Origin of the sequence: Massilia sp. (assembly GCF_031995545.1) — a bacterium.
Lineage (GTDB): Bacteria > Pseudomonadota > Gammaproteobacteria > Burkholderiales > Burkholderiaceae_D > Telluria.
In genome coordinates this window covers 35,011-61,068 of the sequence record NZ_DAMAGA010000001.1, presented here as the reverse complement: position 1 = coordinate 61,068, position 26,058 = coordinate 35,011, and the positions used below count along the sequence as shown (strand labels likewise).

Below are 26,058 nucleotides of genomic sequence, written 5' to 3'. Positions count from 1 at the left end.
CAAGGCGGGTCTGTGCGAGAACGAACTCATGTATCAGCGCTACAATCTTGCGCATCATGCCTGATCCGACCATCCACACCGTTACCTTGACGCCGCTCGGCGCCGGCTTTGCCGCGCCCGCCGACGTCACGCTGCTGCACGCGCTCGAAGCCGCCGGACTCGACATACCGAACTCGTGCCGCAACGGCACTTGCCGCACCTGTATCTGCCGCGTCAGTGCGGGCAGCGTGCGTCACCTGATCGAATGGCCGGGATTATCGTTCGACGAAAAGCGCGAAGGCTATATCCTGCCTTGCGTCGCCGTCGCCTGTGAAGACGTGGTGCTGGAAGCGCCGCTGGCGCGGCACGTCAGCTTCGATTGATTCAGCGGGCGGGCAGGTCGAGCGCGCGCTCGATCACGTTCAATACCTGCGGCCAGGCCGGAGAAGTCGCGGCGACTTCGTCGTAGTGGCTCGCGTCCGGCAGGATCACGACTTCGGCCCGGTCGCCGGCCGCCTGGGCGCGGCGCGCGTAGTCGTGCGCCACGCGCGGCGGCGAGATCGTGTCCAGCGCGCCGGTGACCAGCCAGGTGCGGCTGCCGTTCGGGATCAGTTCGGCGGCATTGGTGTCGGCGAATACGTCGGGTCGCGACGCGGTCGGCGTGCCGGCCAGCTGCGCGCTGTCGCGGCCGCAGCTGGTCTTGATCAGCGCCGCTTCATTGCGCAGGTCGGCCAGGCCGCCCAGGCTGACGATGCGCTCCACCTTCAGCATCCGGGACCGGTACAGCGGACTGTCCTGCGGAATGCGCGAACGGCCCGCGATCCACTGCACCAGCTGGCCGCCGGCCGAGTGGCCGACCGCGACGATGCGGGTCAGGTCGAGCTTGTGCCGCGACGCCTGTTGTTCCAGCGTATCGAGCGCGGCGTGCATGTCGAGGTACATGCCGGGATAGCCGCCGCCGTCTTCGTCCACGCGCCGGTATTCGACGTTCCACACCGCGATGCCGCGCGCGGCCAGGGCGCCGGCCATATTGCGCAACTGGGTGATGCCGCCGAACTCCTCCGTCCAGCAGCCGCCGTGCACCAGCACCGCCACCGGGAACGGTCCGCTGCCGGCCGGCACGAACAGTTCGGCGTACTGCGAAGGCGCGGCGCCATAGCGCACGGTGGCGGAAGGCTGAGGGCCGGTGAGGGCGAGGTAGTCGGCGAGTTTCATCGGGGCGGCGGTGGCGGGAAGGTGCAGCGCGCAGCCGAGCAGGGCGCTTAGAAGCAGGTGAGGCAGGCGCATGGTGGGCGGATAAAAGCGATCGAAGATCACACTATAGCCGAGGCGTGCAGCGCTGGGACAATGCTGCTGCCCGGTCCGCACAATTGAAATCCGGCCCTGCGGGAACCATGCTAGGCTGCACCCGACGTACCATGTTCAACAGGAGGCATACCATGAGCAATGCGAAGTCCAAGAGTTCAAGCGCCAACAGTTCCAGCGGCAGCCAGAACAAGCAGTCGGCCAATCTGTCTGAAGAAGACAAGGCCAAGCAGAGCGCCGGCAAGGCCGACAAGAGCAGCCATGAGCAGAAGTCGCGCGTCAAGGCCGGCACCGGCGAAGGTGCCGGCGGCGGTGCCAAGCAGAAGCAGAATCACTGACCGGCATGACCGGCGCGGCGGGTGCCTGCCCGCCGCAATTCGACAGGCAGCAGCGCAGGCAAAGCGTTGCCTTCCACGTCCTCGCGTACCGCTCGAGCGCTTGATGGCCCGGCGCGGCGCGCGTCCAACCTGAGAGGCCCACCATGAACCAGCTTCATTCGTACGACCCAGCCCGCCCGGGTGCACTGCGCGCCCACTCCACGCCCGATCCGGAATCGCCCAACGATCCGACGCCGCCGCATCCGACGCCGCCGGTGCCGGACGACGTGCCCGATCCGGTCAACGCACCGGTCGAAGAGCCGCGCCTGCCGGAACCGCCGATGCGCGTCGGCTGACGCGGCTACGCCGGCACTTTGTCAGCTGCCGGCGACATGTTGTAACGAGGCGCCGCGTCAGGCGCCGCTCGTCTTCTCTCCCTGCTTGTCTTCCTGCGCATCGCCGGCCTCGCCGCTCGACGGCGGCAGCGGTGGAATGCCGCGGATCATTTCATCGGTCTCGTGCTGTCCCGGGGATTTCTCGCCGCTACCGATATCCGCTTCGTCGTACATTGCGCGGCCCTTGTTCTTGGGATCGACGTTGGGTGTCGGCTGGTTCATGCTGTGCTCCGGTAAAGTTGTCAATGTCGTATCATCGTAACAGGCCATCCCCGGTTCCGGCGCGCGCTAGGCCTGCGTCGGACAGAGACTAAGAATCGCCGCGAAGGTGTTGTATTCGGGTTGCAGCTGTCGGGCGCTGTGCTCCCTGTCACACAAGCGCAACAATGCGATTTCTATAATGAGCCTGTGGCATACAACAGGAGGAGACGATGGGTTCGACTTTGTACAACAAGATCTATCTGGGCCGCAGCCCGCTGTTCGCAACGCGCCGCGCGCAGCTGGCGCTGCTGGTGGGATTGGCGGCCAGCGCCGGTCTCGGCTGGCTGGCGCTACGGTCACTGCGCTAAGCCAACTTGCCGCGGGGCCGGGTGACAGGTACCATGTCGCCCTTTGGGCACTGTAAACGCGGTAATGAAAAACGAAAAGCTGACGACGGACGAATACGATGCGCTGGAACTGATCCGGCGCGGCACGAAGCAAGACCTGGCCACCGCCTGTGTCGGGCGCAATACCAAGCGCCTGTGCGGCATCAAGCTGGCCAGCAAGGGTCGCGACGGCCGTTTGACGCTGACCGAGAAAGGCCTGGAGCTGCTGTTCCTGCGCCGCTGCGTGACCGGCCTGCGCGCGCTGGCGCTCGACCCGACGGTGCACGTCGACGAAGACGTGCTGCGCTTCCTGAGCCGCAAGTCGCACGTGATGCCGATCGAGACCGGCGGCTACGCCCTGACCGACAAAGGCCGCGAATCGCTGGCCGACATCGAACAGCAGAACACGCGCGGCTGAGCCGGCAAGCCGCCAGCCTGGTGAGCCTCAGTTGGCGCGGCGGCGATCCGGATAGACCAGCACCCGCACCGCGACTTCCGCCGGCACGTTCATGGTGGCCAGGAACTCGGCCGCGCGTTGCAGGCCCAGTGTGGGCACCGACGCCACCGCCTGGTTGACCAGGTCGCGCGTGCGGTGGTCGATGCGCTGGCGCCGCGAGGCAGAGCGCGCTGCGTTGACGGCGCCCGGCGCCAGGTCACGCATGTCGTTCATGTTCATTGTCCGAGTCTCCGGAGGTTGCAAAAGAGGCACGGACATTGTACGGCCAACGATGTTGGATTGGCCATAGAAATGTTTTTGGCAAATAAGTGTTGCTGAACTGCTGCGGCCACGCCGCAGGATGCCTGTCAGCGCGGTACGACGGCGGCAACTGGCGCCGCGCTGGCTTGCTTCACGCCGCTTCTGCAGCGGCTTCCACCGATTCCATCGTCAACGCCGGCAAGGCCAGGGCGCGCCGCTCGCGCAGCAGCTGTTCGAACTCGTGCGCCGGTAGCGGACGGCTGAAGTAATAGCCCTGCATCTCGTCGCAGCCATGGCTGCGCAGGTAGTCGAGCTGCTCGGCCGTCTCCACCCCTTCGGCGATCACCGCCAGCTTCAGGTTGTGCGCCAGCGCGATGATCGAGGTCACGATCGCGGCGTCGTTGGCATCGACCGTGATGTCCGAGACAAACGAGCGGTCGATCTTGAGCACGTCGATCGGGAAGCGCGACAGGTAAGAGAAGCTCGAATAGCCGGTGCCGAAGTCGTCGATCGACAGGTTCACGCCGAGCGCCTTCATCCGGTGCAGCAGTTCGACCGCCGGCGTGACGTCGCTCATGAACAGGCTTTCGGTCAGCTCGATCTCGAGGCAGGCCGGATCGAGCCCGGTCTCGTTCAGGGCCGATTCCAGGCTGGCCAGCAGGTCGCTGGCGCCGAACTGGCGCGCCGACAGGTTCACCGCCACCCGCAGGCGCTGGTAGCCGGCATCCTGCCAGGCCTTGTTCTGGGCGCAGGCGGTGCGCATCACCCAGGCGCCGATCTGGACGATCAGGCCGGTTTCCTCGGCCACGCTCACGAAGCGGTTCGGCGGCACCATGCCCAGCTCGGGATGGTTCCAGCGGATCAGTGCCTCCATGCCGACGATCTGGCCGCTCTTCAGGTCCACCTGCGGCTGATAATGCAGCACGAACTCGTCGCGTTCGAGCGCGTTGCGCAGCGCGCCTTCGATGCGCACCCGCTCCAGCGATTCCTCGTTCATGGCCGGCGTATAGAACTGGAAGTTGTTGCGGCCCATCTTCTTGGCGCGGTACATGGCGATGTCGGCATGCTCGATCAGGTTCTCGCTGCCGGTGCCTTCGCTCGGATACACCGCAACCCCGATCGAGCAGGTGACGAAGAATTCCTTGTTGCCGAGCAGGACCGGCTGCGCCACGGCATCCATCACCCGCTGCACGATCGCCGGCGACAATGGCTCTTCGCTGTGCTCGGACAGGATCACCACGAACTCGTCGCCCGACAGGCGTGCCACCGTGTCCGAATCGCGCAGCGACGAGCGCAGGCGCGCCGCCACCGTCACCAGCAACACGTCGCCGGCCTTGTGGCCCATGCTGTCGTTGACGAATTTGAAGCGGTCGAGGTCGATCAGCATGACCCACACCGGACGGCCATTGCGGGTCGAATAGGCGATCGCCTGGCCCAGGCGGTCCTGCAGCAGCGAGCGGTTCGGCAGGCCGGTCAGCACGTCGTGCTGGGCCACATGGTGCACGCGCTGCTCGGTGAGCTTGCGTTCGGTGATGTCGCTGCCGGTGCCGCGGTAGCCGAGCAGGCGGCCGTTGTCGTCGAACATCGGCTGGCCGTTGACGCAGAACCAGCGCGTGTCGCCGCGGTCGTCGGTAATGCGGTATTCCAGGTTGGCGAACGGCTCGTGCGCCTGCATCGCCGCCAGGTGGGCGCGGCCCTCGTCGCTGTCGAGCAGGCCGGGCACGTATTCCCAGCGCGTCTTGCCCAACAGGCCCTGCACCGCCACGCCCGATTTTTCGGTAAAGCCGCCGGTGATCATGGTGAAGCGCATCTGCGCGTCCTGTTCCCAATACCAGTCGGACGACATCGAGACCAGCTGGCGGAAGCGCTGCTCGCTCTGCACCAGCGCTTTTTCGGCACGCTCGCGCGCGGCCATGTCTTCGATCAGGCGCCGGTTGGACAGGCGCAGGTCGGCGGTGCGCTGGCGCACCAGCTGCTGGACCTGGCGCGCGCGCCGGCCCGAGGCCTGCATGAAGGCGGCGCCGAGCAGCGTCACCAGGATGCCGCTGGCCAGCAGCGCGCTCGAACCCATGTGGTCGGGCAGGAACGGGCGCGGCGTGGCGGCGACGTCGATGCGCCATGGCCGGCCGCCGGCCTGCAGAACGGTGCTGGAAAAGCCGGGGTGGCCGGGCGCCAGCCAGCGCTCCAGCCAGTTGCCGCGATTGGCACTGTCGGGCGCGGCGTGGCCGGTGGCCAGCAGCAAGGTGTCGGCCGCTGCCTGGTCGCCGGCATAGACCGAGACGATCACGTCGTCGCTGTCGAGCAGGCCGGCGCCGCCCAGCGAGGCGCGCACCAGTTCCTGGCCGCGGATCACGACTCCCGTGTCGCCCACCAGCTTGCCTTGCTTGTCGAGCACCGGCATCACCAGTTCGAAGCCGGGGCCGGCGCTTGCACCGTCCGCTCCCGGCGCCAGTGCGAACAAGGTGCTGGCGGCGGGCTGGCGCGAACTGCGCGCCAGCGCCAGGGCGCTCAGCACCGCTTCATGGTGGGACGGACCGACGCGCGGGATGGCGCTGCTAACGGCCAGCGGCTCGAAGAAATCGGCGTCATGGTGCTGCGCGGCCGCGTTCGGTCCCTGGGACGTGACGCGGTGGAAGCTGAACGACTGGATGAAACCGTGGCGCTGGCCGAGCGCGCGCGTGAAATCGGCGAAGCGTTCGCGTCCCACCGGCTCGCTGGCGGCGAACAGCTGGTTGGTCACGCTCAGCACTTCGACCGCCTGGTTCATGCCCTGGCTGACGGCGGCCACGCGCGCGTCGGCGCGCTGGGCAAAGGCGAGTGCCAGGTTACGGTATTCGAGGCTGCTGACGCCGAGGAACAGGGCGCAGGAAGCGACCAGCCCGCCCCCGAGCGTCAGGAATGCCGCGCGAGTCAGGTGTCTAGGCAGGCGGCTCGGCATCGTGTTCGGTCGTCCAGTGGGAAGGTAGCGCAAATAATGTCGGTTCGACTACCGGTCCCAGTATTGCTGGCATGAACAAGCTTGCCGGTAGGCATTAATGCGCGCCAGTGTGTCACAAACCAGGGGTTGCCGCAAATAAATCCTATCGTGCGCGCCGCGCCGGCGGCACGCTGTGGCATGCCTCAGACAGCGCGCGATGCCAGCCAGACAAGCAGGGCGCGTACCAGCAGGCGGTTGCTCCAGCCCCAGCCGAAGGCGCCGGGCCGCGCCAGGCCGGGCCGTGTCAACATTCTCCGGGTCCGCTCCGGAGCCGGGCCGGGGCGCCGTGCAAACAGGATGCGGTTGTTGCCGGCCACCGCGCGCGGCCAGATAACCTGTCCGTCGAATGCATCGTTCAGGCGCTGCAGCGCACCCGCGTAGTCGGGGTCATAGGTGAAGATGTTCGCCACCATGATCCCGCCCGGACGCAGCGCGCGCCGGCAGTCGGCGTAGAACGCGCGGCTGGACAGGGCGGACGGCAGGCCGGCGCTGTCGAAGCCGTCGGACAGCAGCACGTCGGCATCGTTGCGGTTGTGCGCCAGATAATCGGCGGCATCGACGTGCAGCACGCGCAGGCGCGCGTCGTCGGGCGGCACCAGGAAAACGTCGCGCAGGGCGATCACGTCGGCGCGCACCTCCAGCACGGTGATGCGCGCCCGGGGAAAGCAGCGGTGGCAGAACTTCACCAGCGACCCGCCACCCAGGCCGACCATGACGATGTGGCGCGGATCCGGGTTTACCAGCGCGAAGCCCATCATGGCGCGCGCGTAATCCAGCACCAGCGCGTGCGGGCGCGACAGCAGCATCTCGCTCTGGATGTCGCCGGGCGTGAATTCGAGCGTGCGGCGGTCGCCCACGGTGCGTACCAGCGGCGCCGCATCCGTAGTAGTGGCGTCGGACTGGTCGGCATTAGTGGTCGGGGCGGGCATGCGCAGAGTATATAGCGAGGCCGCTACGCTCCCGCGCCGGTTGCCGCTGCTTGTTCCAAAGCATCTCTTTCTGATAAGCTGGCTCCTTGGATGCAGACCCCCAGTGGCCCGGGCGTCGACGACCAGTTGATTCACCCGCCCAAGCCGGCAAGGTCGGCCATCTCGAACGTCGAACATGAATACTGAACTGACTATGCTGCTGGACGCGTCGACCATGGTGGTGGTACTGGCCCTTGGTAATCTGGCGCTGTGCGCACTGCTGACTTTTTTTGACCACGGCCCGGCCCGTCCGGCGGCGCTGAGCGTCTGGAGCCTGTCGAAACAGATCCAGGGCGGCGCCTGGTTGCTGCTGGCCCTGGGCGACGCCGGCGTGGTGCCGGCCCCGCTGGCGGTGCCGGGCGGTTACGCGCTGCTGTTCGCCGGCGTCGCGATCGAAGCCGGCGCCTCGTGGGAACTGGCGCGTCGCCCCGGCTGGCGCCGTCCGACCCTGGTAGCCGGCAGCCTGGCGATCCTGGCGTTCTTCCTGTGCTATCTGGTCGATGAGGAAGGCTTGCGCGGCCTGGCCGCCTCGCTGCTGCTCGGCGCCTTTTATCTGTCGGGTTCGGTGGCGCTGGCCTGGCGCTGGGCCGAGGCCAGCCTGCTGCGCCGCTTCCTAGCCGTGGCCAGTGCCGCGCTGGCCCTGCTGGTGGCCTCGCGCGGACTGTCGGTGCTGTTCCTGCAGGGCGGCTGGGGCTGGATGTCGAGCGAGCTGCTGGCCCAGCTCTCCAGCGGCGCGCTGTATCTGCTGATGCTGGGTAACGGTTTCGGCATGCTGCTGCTGGCGCGCGAACGCCTGCAGGAAGCGCTGGCGCGGCTGGAGACGGTCGATCCGCTGACCGACGTGCCCAACCGGCGCGGCTTCTTCCAGACCTTGGCGCCATGGATGGCGCTGGCGCGCCGTCCCGGCCTGCCGACCGCATTGGTGGTGCTGGACCTGGACCAGTTCAAGCGCATCAACGACGGCTACGGCCACCCGGCCGGCGACGCCGTGCTGCGCCACGTGGTCGAACTGACCCGGCGCCAGCTGCGCGACAGCGATCAACTGGGACGCCTGGTCGGAGTCGAGTTCGCGATCCTGCTGCCGCGCACCAACCTCGACGAAGCCACGCTGGTGGCCGAGCGCATCCGCGCCGCGATCGAGGCCACTCCGGTCAAGAGCGAGCGCGCCCTGATCAAGATGACGGCCAGCTTCGGCGTCACCACCATCCGCCCCGAGGACAGCACCACCACGCTGTTCGGGCGCGCCGACGAGGCGCTGCTGCGGGCCAAGAAGGAAGGCCGCAACCGCGTGGCCCAGGCGGGGGCAGCGCCGGCCGAGGTCTGATCGCTGCCGCGCTGGCGGCCTGCTGTCATCCGCCAGTCATCCAGCGAGCTTATGCTGCGTGCAGTTTTCGCAAGATTCACCCCCATGCCTGCATTCGTTGAACCACCCGTCTACGCCGCCATCGAACTCGGTTCCGACAGCTTCCGCCTGCACGTCGGGCGCTTTGAAAGCGGCTGCCTGCAGCTGGTCGCCAGCATGACCGAGCCGGTACGCCTGGCCGCCAGCATCGACGAAGACGGCATGTTGTGCCCGTCCGCGATGCGGCGCGCGCTGGCCTGCCTGGCTCAATTTCGCGCCGCGCTCGACGCCTGGCAGCCGCACGCCACGCGGGTGGTGGCCACCAGCGCGCTGCGCATGGCGCGCAATGCGTCGCTGTTCCTGCCGGCGGCCGGCCAGGCGCTCGGGCGTCCGGTCGAGATCATCGCCGGCGACGAGGCCGGGCGCCTGGTCTACCTGGGCGTGGCCAGCACGCTCGACGCCGGCGATGCGGCGCCGCGCCTGGTGCTCGACATCGGCAGCGGCGCCACCGAACTGGTCGCGGGGCAGGGCGCGGAGATTCGCCGCATCGAAACCTTTGCCGTCGGCGCGGTGCGCAAGAGCCTGACCTTCTTCCCCGGCGGCCGCATCGACGAGATCAGTTTCGAGGCCGCGGTGCGTTCGAGCCGTAGCCGCTTTGCCGAGGCCGCACTCGGGGCGCCAGGCTGGCCGCTGGCCTACGGCGCCTGCGGCACGGTGCGTGCGCTGGCCGAGATCGTACGGCAGGAAGAAGGCGAGGATGCGCGCCTGACCCGGCCCGCACTGGCGCGGCTGCGGCGGGCGTTCGTGGCCAGCGGCCATGTGGCGCGCTGCGCCTGGCGTGGGAACCGGCGGCGCGCGTGTCGCACCTGCCGGGCGGGCTGGCGATCCTGGTCGCCCTGATGGAGGAACTCGATATCGCCGAGGTGGCGCCGGTGCACGCCGGCCTGCGCGTCGGCGCGCTGTGGGACCTGCACCGGCGCACGGCGCTTGCCGCGTCAGTCGATCCGCTTGGCGTCGTCTGACGGGATCACCGGTGCTACGACCAGCGGCACCAGCTGCGGCTGACCGTCGCGCAGCCAGCCAAACAGGATCGCCATCATCAGCGGGCCGACGAACAGGCCGATCACGCCCAGGGTGGACACGCCGCCCAGCAGGCCGAACAACACCGCCAGGAACGGCAGATTGACCGCATGGCCGATCAGCTTCGGGCGGATGAATTTATCGACCAGGAACAGCTCCACCGCGCCCCAGGTGAACAGGCCCAGCGCCTCGGCCGAATGGCCCTGGCCGAACAGCAGCAGCGACACCATCGTGAACGACAGCGGCGCGCCGCCCGGGATCAGGGCCATGTAGCCGGTGATCACACCCAGCAGGGCCGGCGCCGGCGCACCGGCGATCCAGTAGGCAATGCCCAGCACGATCCCTTCCAGCACCGCGATCGAACCCAGGCCGAGCGCGGTGCCGCGTACCGACAGCGGCAGCACGCGGCGCAGCTTGGCGTACTGGCGCGGCAACAGGCGCGCGCCGGCGCGGTCCAGGTAATGCATCACCGCCGGGCCGTGCAGGTACAGCACGAACAGCGTCAGCAGGGTCAGGAACAGGTACAGGGCATTGGCCAGGATGGTCGAGCCCCAGACGCGCGCGGCGTCGGTCAGGTGCGGCATGAAGTCGCCCACCGTGGTGCGGATCAGGGCATTCAGGCCGCCCGGCACCGCCAGGTGCTCTTCCCACCATTTGACGGCCGGTTCGGCCACCATCGGCAGCCCGGCCAGCCAGGCCGGCACCGGCACCCCGGTTTCGTTGAAGGTGACCAGCATGCGCTGCAGCGCGGCCAGCTCGTAGCTCAGGGTATGGAACAGCAGCACCGAAGGGCCGACGAAGCTGACGATCAGCAGGACCAGCATGAAGCTGGCGCTGGCCAGCGGCGGCCAGCCGCGCGCCACCAGGCGCGCGTGCAGCGGCCAGGTGATCACCGCCAGCAGGCCGGCCCAGGCGATCGAACCGAGGAAATGCTGCAGCAGCAGGGCCAGCGCGGCTGCGAACAGCAACGGCAAAATCAGTTGAACATTCTTGCGCATGCCAGCCCGTTCTTCTTTCCTAAAATGGTTGCGCGCTCGAACGCGCCGCAGGAGTTTACAGCAGAGTTGTTCCTTTCGAAGAATAATTCAAGACGCATTCCTATAAAAGAGGAGTTTGCGGAAGAATTACTTCGTAAAAACGGAAGACGGGCAGAATGCGGGAACGGTGTGTGCATGGACCGTGCAAATCGTTTATATTGTTCGCCATTTTCACGACGGAGTTGCAGATGCCCCGCAAGATTGCCGCAGCAGAGCCGGCCAAGACAGCCCGCGCGCCGCGCGCGGCAGCCAGTGCCGCCAAGACCGCAACCAAACCCGCACCGAAACCGGTGGTCAAGGCAGCAGCCAAGGCGCCGGCCGGTCCCGCGACCACGAGTTCGGCCAAGGCCGGCGTAAAGACCGGCGCCAGGGCGGGTGCCAAGCCCGCTGCGAAGCCGGCCTCCGGCAGCGCAGCGAAAGTCGTGGCCAAACCCGCAGCCAAGCCCGCGGCGAAATCCGCCGCCCCGGGCAAGAGCGGCGTCGCCGCCGTCGCCAGGAGCGCCGCGCGCACGCTGACCGCGCAGGCCGCTCCACAGCCGGCCGCCAAGCGCGCCGGCCGCAAGGCGCCGGCCGCCGCGGCGCAACGCGCTCCGGTGCAGGACGCGCGTCCGGTGCTGGTACGCGACAGTTTTACCATGCCGGAAGGGGAGTATGCGGTGCTGGCCGACGTGAAGGCGGCTTGTCTGCGCGCCGGTGTGGACGTCAAGAAGAGCGAACTGCTGCGCATCGGCGTGGCCCTGCTGGGCCAGCTCGATGTTCCTACCCTGCAGGCCGTGCTGGCGGCGCTGCCCCAGCTCAAGACCGGACGGCCGCCGGCGCAATCCTGACTCGCGGTGCTGACTAGTGAATCGCCGAGGCGCTGGTCAGTTCCTTCAGTTCGCGGATCGGGATGTTCGACTTCTCGTGCATCCGCAGCAGGATAGTGGCGCCGACGTTCAGCTTGCGGTGCCGGATCTTGCTGATGATCGGCGGCTGCACTTCCAGCACGCGGCACAGCTCGGCATCGTTCTTCAGCTGCATGCGCTCGATCAGCGTGTCGAGCAGTTTGTTGGGCACGAAACTCGAGGGCTCCAGTGCGCGGGCGCGATGCATCGCCTCGAGCATTTCCTGTTTTTTCTGTCGTACGCTCATGTTGAATTCTCCAAAAATAATGCATGAATTCAAGACAGATCGACTGTTCTGGAGAATACCCGCCTGTTGTGTTGGCTTATCCGTGGCGGTCGTTGTGATATTACTACGACTGTGTTGCGCACGATTAGGGTTATTTAACTAAATCCGTGCTAAATGAGCGTTTCTTCTGGGAATTTACGCTAATTTCAATCCGGAATTAGTGAGTAGAAGAACTTTGTCGGCCATAGCGGCCGCGGCGTGGGAGTGGGTGACCATGATCGCGCCGGCGCCATGCTGGCGGGTTTCGGCGCGCAGCAGCTGCAGGATGCCGTCGGCAGTGTCGGGGTCGAGGTTGCCGGTCGGTTCATCGGCCAGCAGCAGGGCCGGGCGGTGCACCAGGGCGCGTGCAATGGCCACCCGCTGCAGTTCGCCGCCCGACAGCTGGCGCGGGAAGTCGCCGCCGCGCCCCTGCAGGCCGACCGCAGCGAGCATGGCGTCAGCGCGTGTGCCGGCATCGCCATTGAGCAGCAGCGGCAGCGCGACGTTCTGGCGCAGCGTCAGGTGCGGCAGCACGTGGAATGCCTGGAAGATGAAGCCCATGCGGGTGCGGCGCAGGCGGGTGGCGGCATCGTCGTCGAGCGCCGACATCGGCACGCCGTCGACCAGCACCCGCCCGCTGTCGGGCGCGTCCAGGCCCGCGATCAGGTTCAGCAGGGTCGACTTGCCGACCCCGGATTCGCCCATGATGGCGACGAACTCGCCCGGCTGGAACACATGCGACAGCTGCGACAGCACGCGGCGGCCGCCGTAAATCTTGGTGAGCTGGTCGAGTTCGAGCATCCGGTCCTGTGAGATCAAGTCAGTGGGGTCATCGGGTGAGCGCGCGCCGCAGCGCATAGCTGACCGCGTCGACCAGTGCCACCAGCACCAGCATCGCGATCACCACCGTCGCCGCGCTCGGCATCTGGAACAGCGACAGGTGGTACTTCAGCATCTGGCCCAGGCCACCGGCGCCGACCACGCCCAGCACGGCGGCGGCGCGGATATTGTTCTCCCAGCGGTACAGCGTGTACGACAGCATCTGCGGCAGCGCCTGCGGCAGGGTAGCGTACAGGAAGGCCGCCAGCGGCCGCGCGCCATTGGTGCGCAGGCTCTGCTCGGCCAGTGGCTCGACGTTTTCCAGCGCATCGGCGAACAGGCGACCGAGCACGCCGGCGGTGTGCGCGGCCAGGGCCAGCGTGCCGGCCATCGGCCCCAGGCCGGCCAGCACCAGCAGCACCGCAGCCCACACCAGTTCCGGAATCGAACGCAGCACGTTCAGTACCAGGCGCACCGCGGCGCGCGCCACGCGGCCCATGCGGCCGGCGCCGGCCAGCGCCAGCGGCAGGCCGAGGACAGCCGCCAGCAGGGTGCCGAGCGCCGACATCGCCAGTGTTTCGCCCAGCGCGCCCAGCGTCTTTTGCAGGAAGGCGGGGCCCGTCTCGGGCGGCGCGAAACCTTCCAGGAATTCGCGCGCCGAGGTCACCGCTTCGGCGGTGAAAAAGGCGCTCCAGGCCAGCGGCAGCGAGGCGAAGCTGGCCACCACCAGCGCCACGATGCCGGTCAACAGCAGCCAGGTGCCGAGGGAGCGGCGCGGCGGCGCGGGTATCGTGCTCACCGGCCGCGTCATCCGAGCCTGCCGCGCAGGAATTTCGACACCAGGTCGGCCGCGGCCACCAGCAGCACGAACATGATCAGCATGGTGGCCACTTCGCCGCCGGCCATCATCCTGGTCGACTCATCCAGGCGCTGGCCCAGGCCGCCGGCGCCGACGAAGCCCATCACCGCCGAGCCGCGGATCGCGCACTCCCAGCGGTACACGGTGTACGACACCAGTTCGGCGCTCGACTCGGGCAGGGCGCCGTACAGCAGCGCCGGCAGGCGTCCGCCGCCATTGGCCAGCAGGACGTCGGTGGCGTGGGCGTCGCCCGACTCGAGAATCTCGGCATACACCTTGGCCAGCATGCCGCTGTACGACAGGGCGATCGCCAGCACGCCGGCGGTCGGCCCCAGGCCGACGATGCGCACGAACAGCAGCGCCCACACCAGCTCGGGCACCGAGCGCAGCACCACCAGCACCCAGCGCAGCAGCTGGCGCACGCCGGCCGCCAATGGATGCATGCGGCCGGTGCCCAGGCGCGAGATCGACAGCCGTTCGCTGATGACGAAGGTGGCGGGAATCGCGGCCAGCAAGGCCAAGGTGAGGCCGGCGCTGGCGATGGCGACGGTCTGCCAGGTCTCGCGCAGCACCATCGCCAGGAATTCGGGTTCGATCGACGGGGTGAGGAAGTCGCGCAGGAACATCCAGGCGGCGCGCAGGCTCTGGGCGTCGAACAGCGTCCACGGCTTGAATTCGCTCGCCACCAGCATCGGGTACAGCAGCAGCAGGAACACGACGGCTGCGGTGACGCGCGTGCGCCAGGCCGGATCGGGATGCAGGACTTTCGTCATCGGTAAAACAGGGCGGCGCAGATCAGAAGCAGGCGCCGACCGCGATCCGCTCGGGCGAATCGTGCAGGACCTCGGGCTGCGGCTGCACCGTTTCGTTGGCGTACAGGTCGGCGATCATGGCGTCGGTCACCTGTTCGCGCGGCGCGTCGAACACGATGCGGCCGTCGCGCAGGCCGATCAGGCGCCCGAATCCTTCGCGCGCCAGTTCGACCTGGTGCAGGCTGCAGATCAGCGTCGCATTGCGCCTGGCCGCTTCCTGGCGCAGCGTGGCCAGCGTGTGGCGCGCCAGTGCCGGGTCGAGGGCGGAAATCGGCTCGTCCACCAGCAGTGCCTCGGCATAGGATAACAATAGGCGTGCCAGGCCGCAGCGCTGGCGCTCGCCGCCCGACAGGCGGTCGACGCGCGCATACAGCTTGTCGCCCAGGCCGAAGCGCGCCAGGGCCGCGTGGGCTGCATCGGGATCCTGGGGGCGGATCAGCGAAGCGATCGCCTGCCACAGGCTCCAGTGCGGCAGGCGCGCGGCCAGCACCGCCGTCACCACGCGCTGGCGCGGCGGCAGCGGCGGCGTCTGCGGCGCCAGGAACAGGTGGCTGCGCAGGCGGTGGCGCTGGCCCTGGGGCAGGACCCAGGGATCGCGCCCGAACACTTCCAGACTGCCCGCGGCCGGGCGATGGGCGCAGGCCAGTGTCGCCAGCAGCGTGGTCTTGCCGGCGCCCGATGGACCAATGAGTGCCACCTGCTCGCCGGCCTTGACGTCGAGATCGAGCGCATGCAGCGCGGGTGCGCGGCTGCCCGTCAAATGACGCACGGTCAGCTGGCGCAGGCGGTAGGTCGGCATCGGGCGCTTCAGCCGGTAATTACTTCAGCAGGCCGGCGTTGCGTGCGGCGGCTTCGATCGCGCCGTAATTGGCGGTCTTGGTCGGCACGAACCTGGTGGCGCGCTGCAGTTCCAGGATTTCCTTGCCCTGCGGGGTCGATTCGTCCAGCGCCAGGAAGGCATCGGTAATCTTCTTCTTCAGCGCCGGGTCCATGTCGCTGCGCACGGTCCAGTTGTAGTCGAAGTAGCCCGGGGTGGTGTAGAACACGCGCACCTGCTTCGGATCGACCTTCTTGCCTTCGACCAGCTTTTCCCAGACCGAGATGTTCAGCGCGCCGGCATCGACCTTGCCGCCGGCCACGGCCGCCACGGTGGCGTCGTGCGCGCCCGAGAAGGCGATGCGCTTGAGGTCGGTGTCAGGATTGATCTTGGCCTGCAGCAGGAACGAGCGCGGCATCAGGTGGCCCGAGGTCGACGATTCCGAACCGAACGCCAGGGTCTTGCCCTTCAGGTCTTCCAGCTTGTTGATCGATGGCGAGGTGGTGACGAACACCGAACGGAATTTTTCGTCTTCGGCGCGCTGTACCAGCGGGGTGACCTGGCCCTTGCTTCGCACATTGGCCTGGACGAAGGTGAAGCCGCCAAACCAGACCATGTCGATCTTGCGGTTGATCAGGCCTTCCACCGAAGCGGCGTAGTCGGTCACCGGGGTGAACTCGACCTTCAGTCCGGTCTGCTTGGCCAGGTACTCGCCCAGCGGCTTGAACTTGCGCTGCAGTTCGGTCGGGGCTTCGTCGGGGATGGCCGAGACGCGCAGCACGCCGGCGCTCGATTGCGCGTGGGCGGCGCCTGCGATCGTCAAGGTGCCGACGGCGGCGGCGATCAGGTGCTTGAGGATTTGGCGGCGGAAGGACTGGGTCATGGGGGCTCTTAGAAAAAGTTGAAAACGGGCATTGCTGGGGCGTGCACGCTTGAAGCGAAGCGAAAGCGGCGTTTCGCGCTAATCCGCTATGATAGCAAAAACGGCAACAGAATCAGGCGCCTGGCCTGGCCATCTCGCATGGTGCGGTGTGGCGGCACGAATGATAAACCTTATGCTGACCTCCTGTACATCCGAAATGACGCCCGCCGGTGTATCCGCATCGCACGGCAATGCCCACGTGGCCGATGAGCTGCACGCTTCGCTCGGCGCTGTCGAAGCCTGGATTTCGCCCAAGTTCCTCTACGATTCGCTCGGCTCCAAGCTGTTCGAAGCCATCTGCGAGCTGCCCGAATACTATCCGACCCGCACCGAGGCGGCCATCTTCGAGCGCCACGGCGCCGAGATCGCGCGCGTGGCGGGCAAGGGCGCGACCCTGATCGACCTCGGCGCCGGCAACTGCGCCAAGGCGGCTTCGCTGTTCCCGCTGCTGCAGCCGGCACAGTATGTGGCGATCGACATCTCGAGCGAATTCCTGCACGACGCCCTGGGCCGCCTGCGCCAGCGTTTCCCGCAGATCGCGATGGAAGCGCTGGGCATGGACTTCTCGCAGCAGTTCGCATTGCCGCAGCAGGTACGCGCAGCGCGCCGCCTCTTCTTCTATCCCGGTTCGTCGATCGGCAACTTCACGCCGGACGAAGCCGAAGCTTTCCTGCGCCGCCTGCGCGCGCAGTGCGGCAACGACGGCGGCATCCTGATCGGCATCGACCTGGCCAAGGACAAGGCCGTGCTCGACGCCGCTTACGACGACGCGTTGGGCGTGACCGCCGCCTTCAACCTGAACATCCTGCGCCACGTGAACACGCTGCTGGGCGCCGACTTCGACATCCGCGCCTGGCGCCATCACGGCTTCTACAACGCCGCGCGCAGCCGCGTCGAGATGCACCTGGAAGCCGTGCGCGACCAGGAAGTGCGCTGGCCGGGCGGGGCGCGCCGTTTCGAGGCGGGCGACTGCATCCACACCGAGAACAGCTACAAGTACCAGCAGGCCGACGCCGTCAAGCTGCTGGAGCGCTCGGGCTTCGAAGCGACGCGGATCTGGACCGATCCGCAGTGCCCGTTCGCCGTGATCCACGCCCAGGCGATTGCGCAATGAACATGCTGCGCGACGACAGCCTGCAGCGCCGCTTCGGCGCGGTGCGCGCCCGTTCGCTGCAGCTGGCCGCGTCCCTGTCGAACGAGGATTGCTGCGCCCAGTCGATGCCGGACGCCAGCCCGATCAAGTGGCACCTGGCGCACACCACCTGGTTCTTCGAAACCTTCATCCTCGAGCCGCGCGAGGAGGGCTTCACGCCTTTCCATAGCGCCTTCCGGGTGCTGTTCAATTCCTATTACAACGGCGTCGGCGCCAAGCATCCGCGGCCGCAGCGCGGGCTGCTCACGCGGCCCTCGCTGGACGAGGTCAAGGCGTACCGCGCCGACGTCGACCGGCGCATGGCGCTGCTGCTCGGCCACGCGGTGGACGAAACGCTGGCCGCGCTGGTCGAGCTCGGCCTGCAGCACGAGCAGCAGCACCAGGAGCTGATGCTCACCGACATCAAGCACCTGCTGTCGTGCAATCCGCTGTATCCCGCGTATGCCCATGACGCGCTTATCGACGGCGCGCCGGCGCCGGCCCTGGCGTGGCTGGACTTCGACGGCGGACTGGCCGAGATCGGCTACAACGGGCGCGGCTTCTGCTTCGACAACGAACTGCCGCGCCACCGCACCTACGTGGCGCCGTTCGCGCTGGCCTCGCGCCTGGTGACCAACGGCGAGTATCTCGCCTTCATCGAGGCCGGTGGCTACCGCGATCCGGCGCTGTGGCTGGCCGAGGGCTGGGACAAGGTCTGCGCAGGCGAGATCGTTCATCCGCTGTACTGGTTCGAGGACGGGGGCGGCTGGCACGAATTCACCCTGCACGGCGCGCGTCCGCTCGACCGCGAGCGCCCGGTGACCCATGTTTCGCTGTACGAGGCCGACGCCTATGCGCGCTGGGCCGGGGCGCGCCTGCCGACCGAGGCGGAATGGGAATTCGCCGCGCGTCAGGCCAGCCTGGGCGGCAAGCCGGCGCACCATCCGGCCGCCGCCAACGGCCACGGCCTGCAGCAGATGTTCGGCGCCTGCTGGCAGTGGACCAGCAGCAGCTACGCGCCGTATCCGGGCTATGCCCCGGCGCCGGGCGCCATCGGCGAATACAACGGCAAGTTCATGGTCAACCAGTACGTTCTGCGCGGCTCGTCCTGCGCTACGCCGGATGGCCACGCGCGTGCGAGCTATCGCAACTTCTTCCCGTCCGGCGCGCGCTGGCAATTCAGCGGCATCCGGCTGGCAAGATGAGCCGCCGGCGTGACTGGCGCGCGCGCCTGCTGGACCAGCGCGCCAACCTCTACATCCTGTCGCACCCGCTGGCGTTCGCACTGCAGGTGATCAAGGGCTTCCGCGCCAACCAGGGCCTGCTGCTGGCCGGCGCCGTCGCCTATTACGCGCTGCTGTCGATCGTGCCGTTCCTGATGCTGGTAGTGGTGGTGCTGTCGCACTTCATCGACCAGGCCGAGCTGCTCGACACGCTGCGCCGCTACCTCGAACTGCTGGTGCCAGGCCAGTCGCGCCCGATCGTCACCGAGGTCGCCACTTTCCTGGAGGACCGCCAATTGATCACCTGGGTGCTGGCGGTCACCATGCTGTTCTTCAGTTCGCTCGCGTTCACGGTGCTGGAAAACGCGATGAGCGTGATCTTCGTGCACCGGGTGGCGGTGCGGCGGCGCCACTTCGCGGTGTCGGCGCTGCTGCCGTACTGCTACATCGTGGCGCTCGGCTTCGGGATCATGATCGTGACCCTAGTGGCGGGCGCGCTGCAGGTGATGGGCACCGAGAGCGTGTGGCTGTTTAACTATCACTGGTCGCTGGGCGGCGTCTCGGGCGCGCTGCTGTATCTGCTGGGGCTGGTCGGCGAGATCCTGGTGCTGACCTCGATCTACCTGGTGATGCCGGTCGGGCGCCTGTCGCTGTGGCACGCCACCATCGGCGGCGTCACCGCGGCCCTGCTGTGGGAACTGGCGCGCCACGTGCTGGTCTGGTATTTCTCGACCCTGTCGCAGGTGAACCTGGTGTACGGCTCGATGACCACCGCCATCGTGGTCATGTTCAGCCTCGAGATCGCGGCCACGCTGCTGCTGCTCGGGGCCCAGGTGATCGCCGAATACGAGCGGGTCGGGCAGGCCGGTGCCGGCGTGCCGCCGACGGACACCGGGGTGCCGCCGCTGGCGCAACATGGCTGAACGCGGCTGAACGCGGCGCCGCTGCAACGCCGGGCCGGCACCCGGCGACCGGATTGCGGCCGGTCAAATTAACCGGTTTGAGGCGGTGGCACAGTACGGTCTTGCGCGAAACCAATCTAGCGCGCCATGTAACTGACCGGGAGATGTCATGAGCCAAGATCTCGCTGTCGTATTCCCATTGCCGGTTGCGCTGGCGCTGGTGGCGGTATTGCTGCTGTTGCTGGTGGTGGCGCCGCTGCTGCTGGCGCTGCGGCGGCCGGTCACGGTGCGCCATCCGGCCGACGAGCACGCGCTGCATCCCGGCGCCGACCGGGCCTGAGGGGGAAATGATGGGCACGCTGAAGGGATTCGACACGCCGCTCGACATGGGCCGGCATGCGCCGGTGCTGCGCCGGCGCGGCTACGATTTCGTGATACGCAGCTATAGCCGCGACCCGGGCCGCAATCTGAGCCCGCTGGAGGCGCGCCAGCTGTCCGACGCCGGGTTGCGCATCGGCGCGCTGTGGGAGCACGGCGCTACCCATGCCGGCTACTTCACCCGCCAGCAGGGCTTGCTCGACGGCGCCGACGCGCTGCGCTGCGCGCGTGCGGTGGGCCAGCCGGCGGGCAGCGCGATCTATATCGCGGTCGGGCACGATGCCACGCGCGACGAAGTCGACGGCCCGATCGCCGCGTATTTCATGGGCATCCGCGCCACCCTGGGCGGTCCGGCCGGCTACCGTGTCGGCGTGCATGGCTCGGGCCGCTGCTGCGGCGCGATGCTCGATCGCGGCCTGGCCACGCTGAGCTGGCTGTCGCAGGCGCGCGGTTTCGCCGGCACCCAGAGTTACGCGTATGCGATGCGCTACGACCTGCTGCAATGGATGGCGACCCGTATCGCGCTCGACGGCGGGATGGTCGAAATCATGCCGGACATCGGCAATCCGGGACGCGATCCGGGGCTGTTCCAGCTCGGCGCGCATGATGCGCCGGCGCCGCTGCGCCGCGAGCTGGAGCACAAGGGCTGATGCCGGCGGCCGCGCCCGCGCCGGCCGTCAGGCCTTGACCGTGACGCCGGCCGCGCCGGCATCCATGCGGCCGATCACGGCGGCGTCGCCGAAACCTTCGCGCGCGAAGAGCGCCAGCACCTCGTCCACCGACGCCGGGTCGCACGACACCAGCAGGCCGCCCGAGGTCTGCGGATCGGTCAGCAGGTGGCGCTGGGCCGGGGTGATGGCGCTGTCCAGCGCCACGTCCTTGCCGTAGGCATCCCAGTTGCGGCCCGAGGCACCGGTGAAGTAGCCGTCGTGCGCCAGCTGCAGCACGCCCGGCAGCAGAGGGATTGCGTGCATGTCCAGCTGCGCCGACAGTTGCGCGCCGCGCGCCAGTTCCAGCAGGTGGCCCAGGAGGCCAAAGCCGGTGACGTCGGTCAGCGCGTGCACGCCGGCCATCTCGGCCAGCAGCCGGCCCGGCTTGTTCAGCTTGGTTGTGTTGGCGATCATGGCGTCGTAGCCTTCCCGGCCCAGCACGTCCTTCTTGAGCGCGGCCGACAGCACCCCCACGCCCAGCGGCTTACCGAGCACCAGCACGTCGCCGGCTTTGGCATCGGCGTTGCGCTTGACCTTCGACGGATGCACCAGGCCCATCACCACCAGGCCATAGATCGGTTCGACCGAATCGATGGTATGGCCGCCGGCGATCGGGATCCCGGCTTCGGCGCAGATCGACTCGCCGCCGCGGATGATCTGGCCGATCGTCTCGAGCGGCAGCTTGTTGACCGGCATGCCGACCAGGGCCAGCGCCATGATCGGGGTGCCGCCCATCGCGTACACGTCCGAAATCGCGTTGGTGGCGGCGATGCGGCCGAAGTCGAACGGATCGTCGACGATCGGCATGAAGAAATCGGTGGTGGCGATCAGCGCCTGCTCGTCGTTGAGCTTGTAGACCGCGGCGTCGTCGGCGGTCTCGATGCCGACCATCAGCTCTTTCGGCAGCGGGAAGCCGGTCGACGATTTCAGGATCTCGGCCAGCACGCCGGGCGCGATCTTGCAGCCGCAGCCGCCGCCGTGGGAGAACGAGGTGAGTTTGATCGGTTGGTCGCTGGTGCTCATAGGGTTTTCCGGTAAGTGATATTCAACGCAGAAGATTATCCACCAAGTCGCGCAGCAGCGCTTGCTCCCGGCTCGGGGCGAATAGTGGCGCGCGCGCCGCGCACTGGCGCTGCAGCAGGGCGTGGAAGGCGGGATCGCGCACGCTGCGTTCGGCCAGGCGCGCCAGTCCATGCGCATCGCCCGCCGTGAAATAGCCGGCATAGTCGCGGCCGAGCATGCCGACGTTGCCGCCGATATCGGAGGCCAGCACCGGCACGCCGCAGGTGACGGCTTCGATGATCACATTCGCGCCGCCTTCCATCAGCGAGGCGATCGCCATCGCGTCGCTGCGCTTGAGGATCTGGCGCGTGCGGCTGCGCGGCAAGGCGCCCAGCCAGCGGTAGCGAGGATTGGTGCGCGCCTCTTCCTCGGCGGCCTGGCCCAGCGCCGGATCGAGCACGCCGCCGACGTGGGTCAGGTGCAGGCCGGGCATGTCGATCAGGCTTGCGGCGCGCATGAAGGTCAGCGGATCTTTTTCCGGGCGCAGGTGGCCGATCATGCAGATCTCGCGCACCCGGCGCGTTGGTCCGGCATAAGGCGCCAGTGGTGGTGCCGACTGGTGGATGACAGTCGCTTTGTCGCGGACGTGCGCCGGCAAGCGCTCCAGCGCATCGTCCTGCAGCACCACGATGGCGTCGGCCAGTTCGAGCGAGGTGCGCGCCGACGCATCGTGCTCGATGTCCCGATAGACGTCGGTCCCGGTCAGTACCAGCACGGCAGGGCGCTGCGGATGCGCGGCTTTGAACACCGCCAGCGCCGCCGCCGAACGGCGCGCGTGCAGCGCGACCAGCAGGTCGGGCGCGGCGTCTTCGCCGAACCAGCCGGACGCGATGTCGACCCGGCAGTCCGCGCGCAGGAAACGCGCCCAGCGGCTGGCGCTTTGCCAGTTGCCGTTGTTGTCGCGGGCGGAGGCGGGGCTGACGATCAGGATGCGGGGACGCGGCATTGCGGGGAGGGGATGGTGGCTATGCGGACAGGGTAGGGATTATAGCGGCCAAAAAAAACGGCTGCCGAAGCAGCCGTTTCCGTATCACGCCGAAGCGGATTTACTCGCCGAAGGTGCGGCGCGAGCCTTCCATCGAGCGCGGGTGCGCGCCCTTGTAGCCACCCTCGCGGCGCTGACCGTCGCGCGGTGCGCGGTCCGCTGCCGGACGGCCGGCATAGCCGCCGCCTTCACGCGGGGCGCGGTCGGCGTAACCGCCGCTGCGCTGGCCCTGGTAGCCGCCTTCGCGCGGTGCGCTGTCGCGCGGACCACGGTCGGCGTAACGGCTTTCGCTCGGAGCGCGGTCACCGTATGGACGCGGTGCGTACGCTTCGCGCGGTGCGCGGTCGCCGTAGCCGCCGCCTTCACGCGGGCTGCCCGAGCCAGGCTTGCTGAAGCTGCGCTGGCCCGGCTTGGCTGCATTGCGGCCATCGCCTGGCTTCCAGCCCGGACGGGCGCCGGCGCGCGAGGTCGGCGCACTGCGCTTCGGCTCGAAGCCTTCGACCACGCCGACCGGGATCGGCTGGCGGGTGAAGCGCTCGATGCGGCGCATGTTCATGCCTTCGGCGTGGTTCACCAGCGAGATCGCGGTGCCGTTGCGGCCGGCGCGGCCGGTACGGCCGATGCGGTGCACGTAGTCTTCCGGGAACTTCGGCAGGTCGTAGTTCACCACGTGGGTGATGTTCGGCACGTCGATGCCGCGCGCGGCGACGTCGGTTGCCACCAGCACCTTGACGCTACCGCGGCGCAGGCTGTCCAGGGTGCGGTTGCGCGCGCCCTGGTGCATGTCGCCATGCAGTGCGGCAGCGGCGAAGCCGGCGATGTTCAGGCGGTCGGCGATCATGTCGGCGTCGCGCTTGGTGGCAGTGAACACCACGGCCTGGTCCAGCGACTCGTCGCGCAGCAGGTGGTCGAGCAGGCGGTTCTTGTGCGACAGGTCGTCCACGAAGTGCACCTTCTGCACGATGTTCTCGTGGCGGTTGGTGGCGCTGGCGATCTGGATCGTCAGCGGATCGGTGGTGATGCGGCGCGCCATGTTGCCGACGACGCCATCCAGCGTGGCCGAGAACAGCATGGTCTGGCGGGTGGTCGGGGTGGCGGCGACGATCTTTTCGATGTCGTCGATGAAGCCCATGTCCAGCATGCGGTCGGCTTCGTCCAGCACCAGGATCTGCAGCTGCGAGAAGTCGATCTTGCCCGACTCCATGTGGTCGATCAGGCGGCCCGGGGTAGCGACCAGGATTTCAGGATTCTTGGCCAGCAGTTGCATCTGCTTCGGGTACGGCATGCCGCCCAGGATCGACACGCAACGCAGGCGGCGCATCTCGGTGGTGTACTGGTCGGTGGCGCTGGTGACCTGCAGGGCCAGTTCGCGGGTCGGGGTCAGCACCAGCATCTTCGGCTGGGCTGGCTTGAAACGGACGCGCTCGCCACGGGCGCGGGCGGCCTGCGCTTCCTGCGCAGGGGTTTTGCCGGCCGGGGCCGGTTCGATATTGGCCAGCTGATGCAGGGCCGGCAGCATGAAGGCTGCGGTCTTGCCCGAACCGGTCTGCGACGACACCAGCAGATCGCGGCCTGCGATGGCGGCTGGGATGGCTTGCGCCTGGACCGGGGTCGGGGCGGTGTAGCCGGCGGCGGCGACTGCCTTGACGATGGACGCGTGGAGGCCTAGTGCTTCAAAACTCATTGTTATTACTTTCGGAATAAATCATGCACGCTCGCACGAAGGGCGCGAACGTAAAAAATGCAACGCGAACCGACAAACGAAATGACTCAGTATTGAAAGAAATTTCGGCACAAAAGCTTTGCGCCGGGATGGTGTCTGGTTGCTGACACCTGAAGGCGGAGGGCTTTTTGGAGGCGCTCAGGAACGAGCTGCCTGGGTTTGCGTAGCTGCTAATTACTACTGGGGTACTGCCTCAGCGAAAACGCTGTATGTATGTCGTACACTGCTGTTGGCGGCCTCGATTGACCGGGATGACGCAGCGCACAAACCGTACTATACAGGTTTTTTGTACAGTGTGCACGCGGCCGTCCAAAACGCCACAGGCGCCGCCCGGAAAGTCCGGTGGCGCCTGCATCACTGCCAAGGCAGCGCGGCTGCGATCAGCGGTGCTTGCGCTGGGACGAGGTGTTGCGCGCGATGCGCTTGCTCTTGCCGGCGTCTGCTTTCGCCTTGAAGCGCGAGCTGCGCTTGGCGCTGCTGCGTTCGGCTTCGAATGCGACCACGGCGTTCTCGATGATGTTCTCGGCGATGTCGCTGTGGCTGGAAGCCGAGGTCTTCGGCACCAGGATGGTCGAGCCGGCCTTGAGCTGCGTCTTGGCGGGGATATTGTTGGCCTGGCGGATGATTTCCGGCGTGGTGCCGAATTTCGATGCCAGCGACGCGATACTGACGCGCGCGCTGGTGATCTTGTGCGTGGTCCAGCTCGACAGCGCGTGGCCCCACGACGCCAGGTTCAGGTGGAACTTCTCGGCGTTTTCCTTCGGCAGCAGGATCTTGGTCTCGGAACCGGTGATCACCGGCTTCTTGAACTGCGGATTCAGCGCCTTGAATTCGTCGAGAGACATTTCCGCCAGCTGGGCGGCGACGGTCAGGTCCATGTCGCTGGTCTTGTCGATCGTGGTGAAGTAGGGCTGGTTGTCGATCGCCGGCAGGGTGATGCCGAACTGCGAAGGATTGGCCACCACGTTCTTGACCGCTTGCAGCTTCGGCACGTAGTTACGGGTCTCGGCCGGCATCAGGTCGGCCAGGCTGTCGAAGTCGGTCGGTTTGCCCAGTTCCTGGTTTTTCTTGATGGCGCGCTGGACATTGCCTTCGCCCCAGTTATACGCCGCCAGCGCCAGCTGCCAGTCGCCGAACATGGTGTACAGGCGCTGCAGATAGGTCAATGCGGCGTCGGTCGAGGCCAGCACGCCGCGGCGCTCGTCCTTGAACATGTTCTGCTTGAGGTCGAAATCCTTGCCAGTGCCTGGCACGAACTGCCACAAGCCGGCGGCGTTCGCGCTCGACATCGCCTGCGGGTTGAACGCCGATTCGATCACCGGCAGCAGCGCCAGTTCGGTCGGCATGCCGCGCTTTTCGAGTTCCGAGACCACGTGGTACAGGTAGGGGGAGGCGCGGCCGGAGATGCGGGCCAGGTTGCCGGGGTGATTGGCGTAGGCCTGGGCATGGCGGGTGACCAGCGCGTTGTTCAGGTCGGGAATGGCGTAGCCGCTGCGGATGCGGCCCCAGACGTCGGTTTCGCGATATTCATCGACCTTGAGGGGATCCGCCTTGAGTGGTGCCTGGGCGGCCGAGCGGGTGGTCTGGAGAGTCTGGGTCTGGATCGTGGCCTGAACGGCCGTCAGCGGGGCGGTGTCCATGGCGTGGCTCAGGGGCGCGGTGCCCAGAAGTGCCAGAACTGCCAACGCGGCGGTGGTGCGGGTCGTATGGTGCATAGCTTTCCAATGTTGCGTTCAGGAACGAACGGACCGAGGACAAGGGGGCAGTGTACGGATCAACGGTCGAGCGCGTCAAGAATTATGTCGCCGCCGTTACAATTTAATTCCGCGAGGTAATCGCATCCGTTGGCATCATGAAGCGCAGCGATGCCAGCATGATCAT

Annotated in this window: 30 protein-coding genes; 14 read left to right on the top strand and 16 right to left on the bottom strand. The window is 67.5% G+C overall.

Features of this window, described 5'->3' with window-relative positions; all coding sequences use genetic code 11:
* The first annotated feature begins 56 nt into the window (after positions 1-56).
* Positions 57-362 carry a 2Fe-2S iron-sulfur cluster binding domain-containing protein gene (locus RTQ83_RS00315; protein WP_312510520.1) on the top strand — a complete coding sequence of 102 codons (306 nt, stop codon included), beginning with the start codon at positions 57-59 and terminating at the stop codon, positions 360-362.
* 1 nt (position 363) lies between these two features.
* On the opposite strand, the gene RTQ83_RS00310 is transcribed toward RTQ83_RS00315, so the two are convergent.
* A complete protein-coding gene (locus RTQ83_RS00310; RefSeq protein WP_312510518.1) occupies positions 364-1,266 on the bottom strand; it encodes an alpha/beta hydrolase in 903 nt (300 codons plus the stop codon).
* 152 nt (positions 1,267-1,418) lie between these two features.
* On the opposite strand from RTQ83_RS00310, the gene RTQ83_RS00305 reads away from it, so the two are divergent.
* The gene (locus tag RTQ83_RS00305) at positions 1,419-1,622 is read left to right on the top strand and encodes a hypothetical protein (RefSeq protein ID WP_312510516.1); all 204 of its coding nucleotides are present in this window, start codon (positions 1,419-1,421) and stop codon (positions 1,620-1,622) included.
* A 143-nt stretch (positions 1,623-1,765) separates the two neighbouring features.
* Complete coding sequence (locus tag RTQ83_RS00300; protein ID WP_312510514.1) at positions 1,766-1,957, top strand: hypothetical protein; 192 nt, start codon at positions 1,766-1,768, stop codon at positions 1,955-1,957.
* Positions 1,958-2,014: 57 nt separating this feature from the next.
* Here RTQ83_RS00300 and RTQ83_RS00295 read toward each other — a convergent pair whose 3' ends face one another.
* Positions 2,015-2,218, bottom strand: coding sequence for a hypothetical protein (locus tag RTQ83_RS00295; RefSeq protein ID WP_312510512.1), 204 nt, complete (start codon positions 2,216-2,218; stop codon positions 2,015-2,017).
* Positions 2,219-2,427: 209 nt separating this feature from the next.
* Between RTQ83_RS00295 and RTQ83_RS00290 the strand changes: the two genes are divergently transcribed.
* Together RTQ83_RS00290 and RTQ83_RS00285 are read left to right on the top strand one after the other, a co-directional pair.
* Complete coding sequence (locus RTQ83_RS00290) at positions 2,428-2,565, top strand: hypothetical protein (RefSeq protein ID WP_312510511.1); 138 nt, start codon at positions 2,428-2,430, stop codon at positions 2,563-2,565.
* Positions 2,566-2,629: 64 nt separating this feature from the next.
* Positions 2,630-3,001, top strand: a complete 372-nt coding sequence (locus RTQ83_RS00285; protein ID WP_312510510.1) for a hypothetical protein — start codon at positions 2,630-2,632, stop codon at positions 2,999-3,001.
* 27 nt (positions 3,002-3,028) lie between these two features.
* Here the strand turns inward: RTQ83_RS00285 and RTQ83_RS00280 are convergent, their stop codons facing one another.
* The 3 genes from RTQ83_RS00280 to RTQ83_RS00270 form a co-directional block, all read right to left on the bottom strand.
* A complete protein-coding gene (locus tag RTQ83_RS00280; RefSeq protein ID WP_312510509.1) occupies positions 3,029-3,253 on the bottom strand; it encodes a hypothetical protein in 225 nt (74 codons plus the stop codon).
* A 178-nt stretch (positions 3,254-3,431) separates the two neighbouring features.
* A complete protein-coding gene (locus RTQ83_RS00275) occupies positions 3,432-6,218 on the bottom strand; it encodes an EAL domain-containing protein (protein WP_312510508.1) in 2,787 nt (928 codons plus the stop codon).
* A gap of 182 nt (positions 6,219-6,400) precedes the next feature.
* A complete protein-coding gene (locus tag RTQ83_RS00270; protein ID WP_312510507.1) occupies positions 6,401-7,186 on the bottom strand; it encodes a fused MFS/spermidine synthase in 786 nt (261 codons plus the stop codon).
* Between the two features lie 175 nt (positions 7,187-7,361).
* Here RTQ83_RS00270 and RTQ83_RS00265 point away from each other — a divergent pair, with 175 nt between their 5' ends.
* From RTQ83_RS00265 to RTQ83_RS00255, 3 genes are all read left to right on the top strand, one after another.
* On the top strand, positions 7,362-8,549 hold the full coding sequence (locus RTQ83_RS00265) for a GGDEF domain-containing protein (RefSeq protein ID WP_312510506.1): 1,188 nt from the start codon (positions 7,362-7,364) through the stop codon (positions 8,547-8,549).
* Positions 8,550-8,633: 84 nt separating this feature from the next.
* Positions 8,634-9,467 (top strand): hypothetical protein, encoded by an 834-nt coding sequence (locus tag RTQ83_RS00260; RefSeq protein WP_312510504.1) that lies wholly within the window; start codon positions 8,634-8,636, stop codon positions 9,465-9,467.
* On the top strand, positions 9,425-9,589 hold the full coding sequence (locus tag RTQ83_RS00255; RefSeq protein WP_312510502.1) for a hypothetical protein: 165 nt from the start codon (positions 9,425-9,427) through the stop codon (positions 9,587-9,589). Before RTQ83_RS00260 ends, RTQ83_RS00255 begins: the two co-directional genes overlap by 43 nt.
* Here RTQ83_RS00255 and RTQ83_RS00250 read toward each other — a convergent pair.
* Complete coding sequence (locus tag RTQ83_RS00250) at positions 9,563-10,645, bottom strand: AI-2E family transporter (protein ID WP_312510501.1); 1,083 nt, start codon at positions 10,643-10,645, stop codon at positions 9,563-9,565. The two genes, RTQ83_RS00255 and RTQ83_RS00250, sit on opposite strands and share 27 nt — an antisense overlap.
* 227 nt (positions 10,646-10,872) lie before the next feature.
* Here RTQ83_RS00250 and RTQ83_RS00245 point away from each other — a divergent pair, with 227 nt between their 5' ends.
* Positions 10,873-11,511, top strand: a complete 639-nt coding sequence (locus RTQ83_RS00245) for a hypothetical protein (RefSeq protein WP_312510500.1) — start codon at positions 10,873-10,875, stop codon at positions 11,509-11,511.
* Positions 11,512-11,524: 13 nt separating this feature from the next.
* Here the strand turns inward: RTQ83_RS00245 and RTQ83_RS00240 are convergent, their stop codons facing one another.
* From RTQ83_RS00240 to RTQ83_RS00215, 6 genes are all read right to left on the bottom strand, one after another.
* Positions 11,525-11,815 carry a hypothetical protein gene (locus RTQ83_RS00240; protein ID WP_290418956.1) on the bottom strand — a complete coding sequence of 97 codons (291 nt, stop codon included), beginning with the start codon at positions 11,813-11,815 and terminating at the stop codon, positions 11,525-11,527.
* 174 nt (positions 11,816-11,989) lie between these two features.
* Positions 11,990-12,634: an ABC transporter ATP-binding protein gene (locus tag RTQ83_RS00235; RefSeq protein WP_312510499.1), complete on the bottom strand. Its 645-nt coding sequence runs from the start codon at positions 12,632-12,634 to the stop codon at positions 11,990-11,992.
* Between the two features lie 28 nt (positions 12,635-12,662).
* The gene (phnE, locus tag RTQ83_RS00230) at positions 12,663-13,463 is read right to left on the bottom strand and encodes a phosphonate ABC transporter, permease protein PhnE (protein ID WP_312510498.1); all 801 of its coding nucleotides are present in this window, start codon (positions 13,461-13,463) and stop codon (positions 12,663-12,665) included.
* Positions 13,460-14,284 (bottom strand): ABC transporter permease, encoded by an 825-nt coding sequence (locus RTQ83_RS00225; protein ID WP_312510497.1) that lies wholly within the window; start codon positions 14,282-14,284, stop codon positions 13,460-13,462. Before RTQ83_RS00225 ends, phnE begins: the two co-directional genes overlap by 4 nt.
* Positions 14,285-14,306: 22 nt before the next feature.
* Positions 14,307-15,122: an ATP-binding cassette domain-containing protein gene (locus RTQ83_RS00220; RefSeq protein ID WP_312510495.1), complete on the bottom strand. Its 816-nt coding sequence runs from the start codon at positions 15,120-15,122 to the stop codon at positions 14,307-14,309.
* A 19-nt stretch (positions 15,123-15,141) separates the two neighbouring features.
* Entirely contained in the window at positions 15,142-16,023 is an 882-nt protein-coding gene (locus RTQ83_RS00215) for a putative selenate ABC transporter substrate-binding protein (RefSeq protein ID WP_312510493.1), read from the bottom strand.
* Positions 16,024-16,195: 172 nt separating this feature from the next.
* Here RTQ83_RS00215 and egtD point away from each other — a divergent pair, with 172 nt between their 5' ends.
* The 5 genes from egtD (at position 16,196) to RTQ83_RS00190 (ending at position 20,347) form a co-directional block, all read left to right on the top strand.
* Entirely contained in the window at positions 16,196-17,176 is a 981-nt protein-coding gene (egtD, locus tag RTQ83_RS00210; RefSeq protein ID WP_312510492.1) for an L-histidine N(alpha)-methyltransferase, read from the top strand.
* Positions 17,173-18,399 (top strand): ergothioneine biosynthesis protein EgtB, encoded by a 1,227-nt coding sequence (gene egtB / locus RTQ83_RS00205; protein ID WP_312510491.1) that lies wholly within the window; start codon positions 17,173-17,175, stop codon positions 18,397-18,399. The genes egtD and egtB overlap by 4 nt, the downstream gene beginning before the upstream one ends.
* Complete coding sequence (locus RTQ83_RS00200; protein WP_312510490.1) at positions 18,396-19,340, top strand: YihY/virulence factor BrkB family protein; 945 nt, start codon at positions 18,396-18,398, stop codon at positions 19,338-19,340. Before egtB ends, RTQ83_RS00200 begins: the two co-directional genes overlap by 4 nt.
* A gap of 148 nt (positions 19,341-19,488) precedes the next feature.
* Entirely contained in the window at positions 19,489-19,659 is a 171-nt protein-coding gene (locus RTQ83_RS00195; RefSeq protein WP_312510489.1) for a hypothetical protein, read from the top strand.
* A gap of 7 nt (positions 19,660-19,666) precedes the next feature.
* The gene (locus RTQ83_RS00190) at positions 19,667-20,347 is read left to right on the top strand and encodes a glycoside hydrolase domain-containing protein (RefSeq protein WP_312510488.1); all 681 of its coding nucleotides are present in this window, start codon (positions 19,667-19,669) and stop codon (positions 20,345-20,347) included.
* A gap of 27 nt (positions 20,348-20,374) precedes the next feature.
* On the opposite strand, the gene selD is transcribed toward RTQ83_RS00190, so the two are convergent.
* The 4 genes from selD to RTQ83_RS00170 all read right to left on the bottom strand — a co-directional run bounded on the left by selD (position 20,375) and on the right by RTQ83_RS00170 (position 25,892).
* Positions 20,375-21,430: a selenide, water dikinase SelD gene (gene selD / locus RTQ83_RS00185; protein ID WP_312510486.1), complete on the bottom strand. Its 1,056-nt coding sequence runs from the start codon at positions 21,428-21,430 to the stop codon at positions 20,375-20,377.
* 22 nt (positions 21,431-21,452) lie between these two features.
* Positions 21,453-22,415: a selenoneine biosynthesis selenosugar synthase SenB gene (gene senB, locus RTQ83_RS00180; protein WP_312510485.1), complete on the bottom strand. Its 963-nt coding sequence runs from the start codon at positions 22,413-22,415 to the stop codon at positions 21,453-21,455.
* A gap of 100 nt (positions 22,416-22,515) precedes the next feature.
* Positions 22,516-24,138 carry a DEAD/DEAH box helicase gene (locus tag RTQ83_RS00175; protein ID WP_312510484.1) on the bottom strand — a complete coding sequence of 541 codons (1,623 nt, stop codon included), beginning with the start codon at positions 24,136-24,138 and terminating at the stop codon, positions 22,516-22,518.
* Between the two features lie 419 nt (positions 24,139-24,557).
* Positions 24,558-25,892 carry a transglycosylase SLT domain-containing protein gene (locus tag RTQ83_RS00170; protein WP_312510482.1) on the bottom strand — a complete coding sequence of 445 codons (1,335 nt, stop codon included), beginning with the start codon at positions 25,890-25,892 and terminating at the stop codon, positions 24,558-24,560.
* Between the last annotated feature and the right edge of the window lie 166 nt (positions 25,893-26,058).

Excerpts from the sequence above, each read along its gene's own strand:
- RTQ83_RS00240 (WP_290418956.1), bottom strand. The coding sequence starts at position 11,815 with ATGAGCGTACGACAGAAAAAACAGGAAATGCTCGAGGCGATGCATCGC.
- RTQ83_RS00170 (WP_312510482.1), bottom strand. The coding sequence starts at position 25,892 with ATGCACCATACGACCCGCACCACCGCCGCGTTGGCAGTTCTGGCACTT.
- RTQ83_RS00190 (WP_312510488.1), top strand. The coding sequence starts at position 19,667 with ATGATGGGCACGCTGAAGGGATTCGACACGCCGCTCGACATGGGCCGG.
- RTQ83_RS00215 (WP_312510493.1), bottom strand. The coding sequence starts at position 16,023 with ATGACCCAGTCCTTCCGCCGCCAAATCCTCAAGCACCTGATCGCCGCC.
- RTQ83_RS00245 (WP_312510500.1), top strand. The coding sequence starts at position 10,873 with ATGCCCCGCAAGATTGCCGCAGCAGAGCCGGCCAAGACAGCCCGCGCG.
- RTQ83_RS00175 (WP_312510484.1), bottom strand. The coding sequence starts at position 24,138 with ATGAGTTTTGAAGCACTAGGCCTCCACGCGTCCATCGTCAAGGCAGTC.
- RTQ83_RS00225 (WP_312510497.1), bottom strand. The coding sequence starts at position 14,284 with ATGACGAAAGTCCTGCATCCCGATCCGGCCTGGCGCACGCGCGTCACC.
- RTQ83_RS00285 (WP_312510510.1), top strand. The coding sequence starts at position 2,630 with ATGAAAAACGAAAAGCTGACGACGGACGAATACGATGCGCTGGAACTG.
- RTQ83_RS00300 (WP_312510514.1), top strand. The coding sequence starts at position 1,766 with ATGAACCAGCTTCATTCGTACGACCCAGCCCGCCCGGGTGCACTGCGC.
- egtD (WP_312510492.1), top strand. The coding sequence starts at position 16,196 with ATGCTGACCTCCTGTACATCCGAAATGACGCCCGCCGGTGTATCCGCA.
- RTQ83_RS00200 (WP_312510490.1), top strand. The coding sequence starts at position 18,396 with ATGAGCCGCCGGCGTGACTGGCGCGCGCGCCTGCTGGACCAGCGCGCC.
- RTQ83_RS00260 (WP_312510504.1), top strand. The coding sequence starts at position 8,634 with ATGCCTGCATTCGTTGAACCACCCGTCTACGCCGCCATCGAACTCGGT.
- RTQ83_RS00290 (WP_312510511.1), top strand. The coding sequence starts at position 2,428 with ATGGGTTCGACTTTGTACAACAAGATCTATCTGGGCCGCAGCCCGCTG.
- RTQ83_RS00265 (WP_312510506.1), top strand. The coding sequence starts at position 7,362 with ATGAATACTGAACTGACTATGCTGCTGGACGCGTCGACCATGGTGGTG.
- RTQ83_RS00295 (WP_312510512.1), bottom strand. The coding sequence starts at position 2,218 with ATGAACCAGCCGACACCCAACGTCGATCCCAAGAACAAGGGCCGCGCA.
- RTQ83_RS00220 (WP_312510495.1), bottom strand. The coding sequence starts at position 15,122 with ATGCCGACCTACCGCCTGCGCCAGCTGACCGTGCGTCATTTGACGGGC.
- egtB (WP_312510491.1), top strand. The coding sequence starts at position 17,173 with ATGAACATGCTGCGCGACGACAGCCTGCAGCGCCGCTTCGGCGCGGTG.
- RTQ83_RS00305 (WP_312510516.1), top strand. The coding sequence starts at position 1,419 with ATGAGCAATGCGAAGTCCAAGAGTTCAAGCGCCAACAGTTCCAGCGGC.
- RTQ83_RS00310 (WP_312510518.1), bottom strand. The coding sequence starts at position 1,266 with ATGCGCCTGCCTCACCTGCTTCTAAGCGCCCTGCTCGGCTGCGCGCTG.
- RTQ83_RS00195 (WP_312510489.1), top strand. The coding sequence starts at position 19,489 with ATGAGCCAAGATCTCGCTGTCGTATTCCCATTGCCGGTTGCGCTGGCG.
- selD (WP_312510486.1), bottom strand. The coding sequence starts at position 21,430 with ATGAGCACCAGCGACCAACCGATCAAACTCACCTCGTTCTCCCACGGC.
- RTQ83_RS00280 (WP_312510509.1), bottom strand. The coding sequence starts at position 3,253 with ATGAACGACATGCGTGACCTGGCGCCGGGCGCCGTCAACGCAGCGCGC.
- RTQ83_RS00315 (WP_312510520.1), top strand. The coding sequence starts at position 57 with ATGCCTGATCCGACCATCCACACCGTTACCTTGACGCCGCTCGGCGCC.
- senB (WP_312510485.1), bottom strand. The coding sequence starts at position 22,415 with ATGCCGCGTCCCCGCATCCTGATCGTCAGCCCCGCCTCCGCCCGCGAC.
- RTQ83_RS00275 (WP_312510508.1), bottom strand. The coding sequence starts at position 6,218 with ATGCCGAGCCGCCTGCCTAGACACCTGACTCGCGCGGCATTCCTGACG.
- RTQ83_RS00250 (WP_312510501.1), bottom strand. The coding sequence starts at position 10,645 with ATGCGCAAGAATGTTCAACTGATTTTGCCGTTGCTGTTCGCAGCCGCG.
- RTQ83_RS00270 (WP_312510507.1), bottom strand. The coding sequence starts at position 7,186 with ATGCCCGCCCCGACCACTAATGCCGACCAGTCCGACGCCACTACTACG.
- RTQ83_RS00235 (WP_312510499.1), bottom strand. The coding sequence starts at position 12,634 with ATGCTCGAACTCGACCAGCTCACCAAGATTTACGGCGGCCGCCGCGTG.
- phnE (WP_312510498.1), bottom strand. The coding sequence starts at position 13,463 with ATGACGCGGCCGGTGAGCACGATACCCGCGCCGCCGCGCCGCTCCCTC.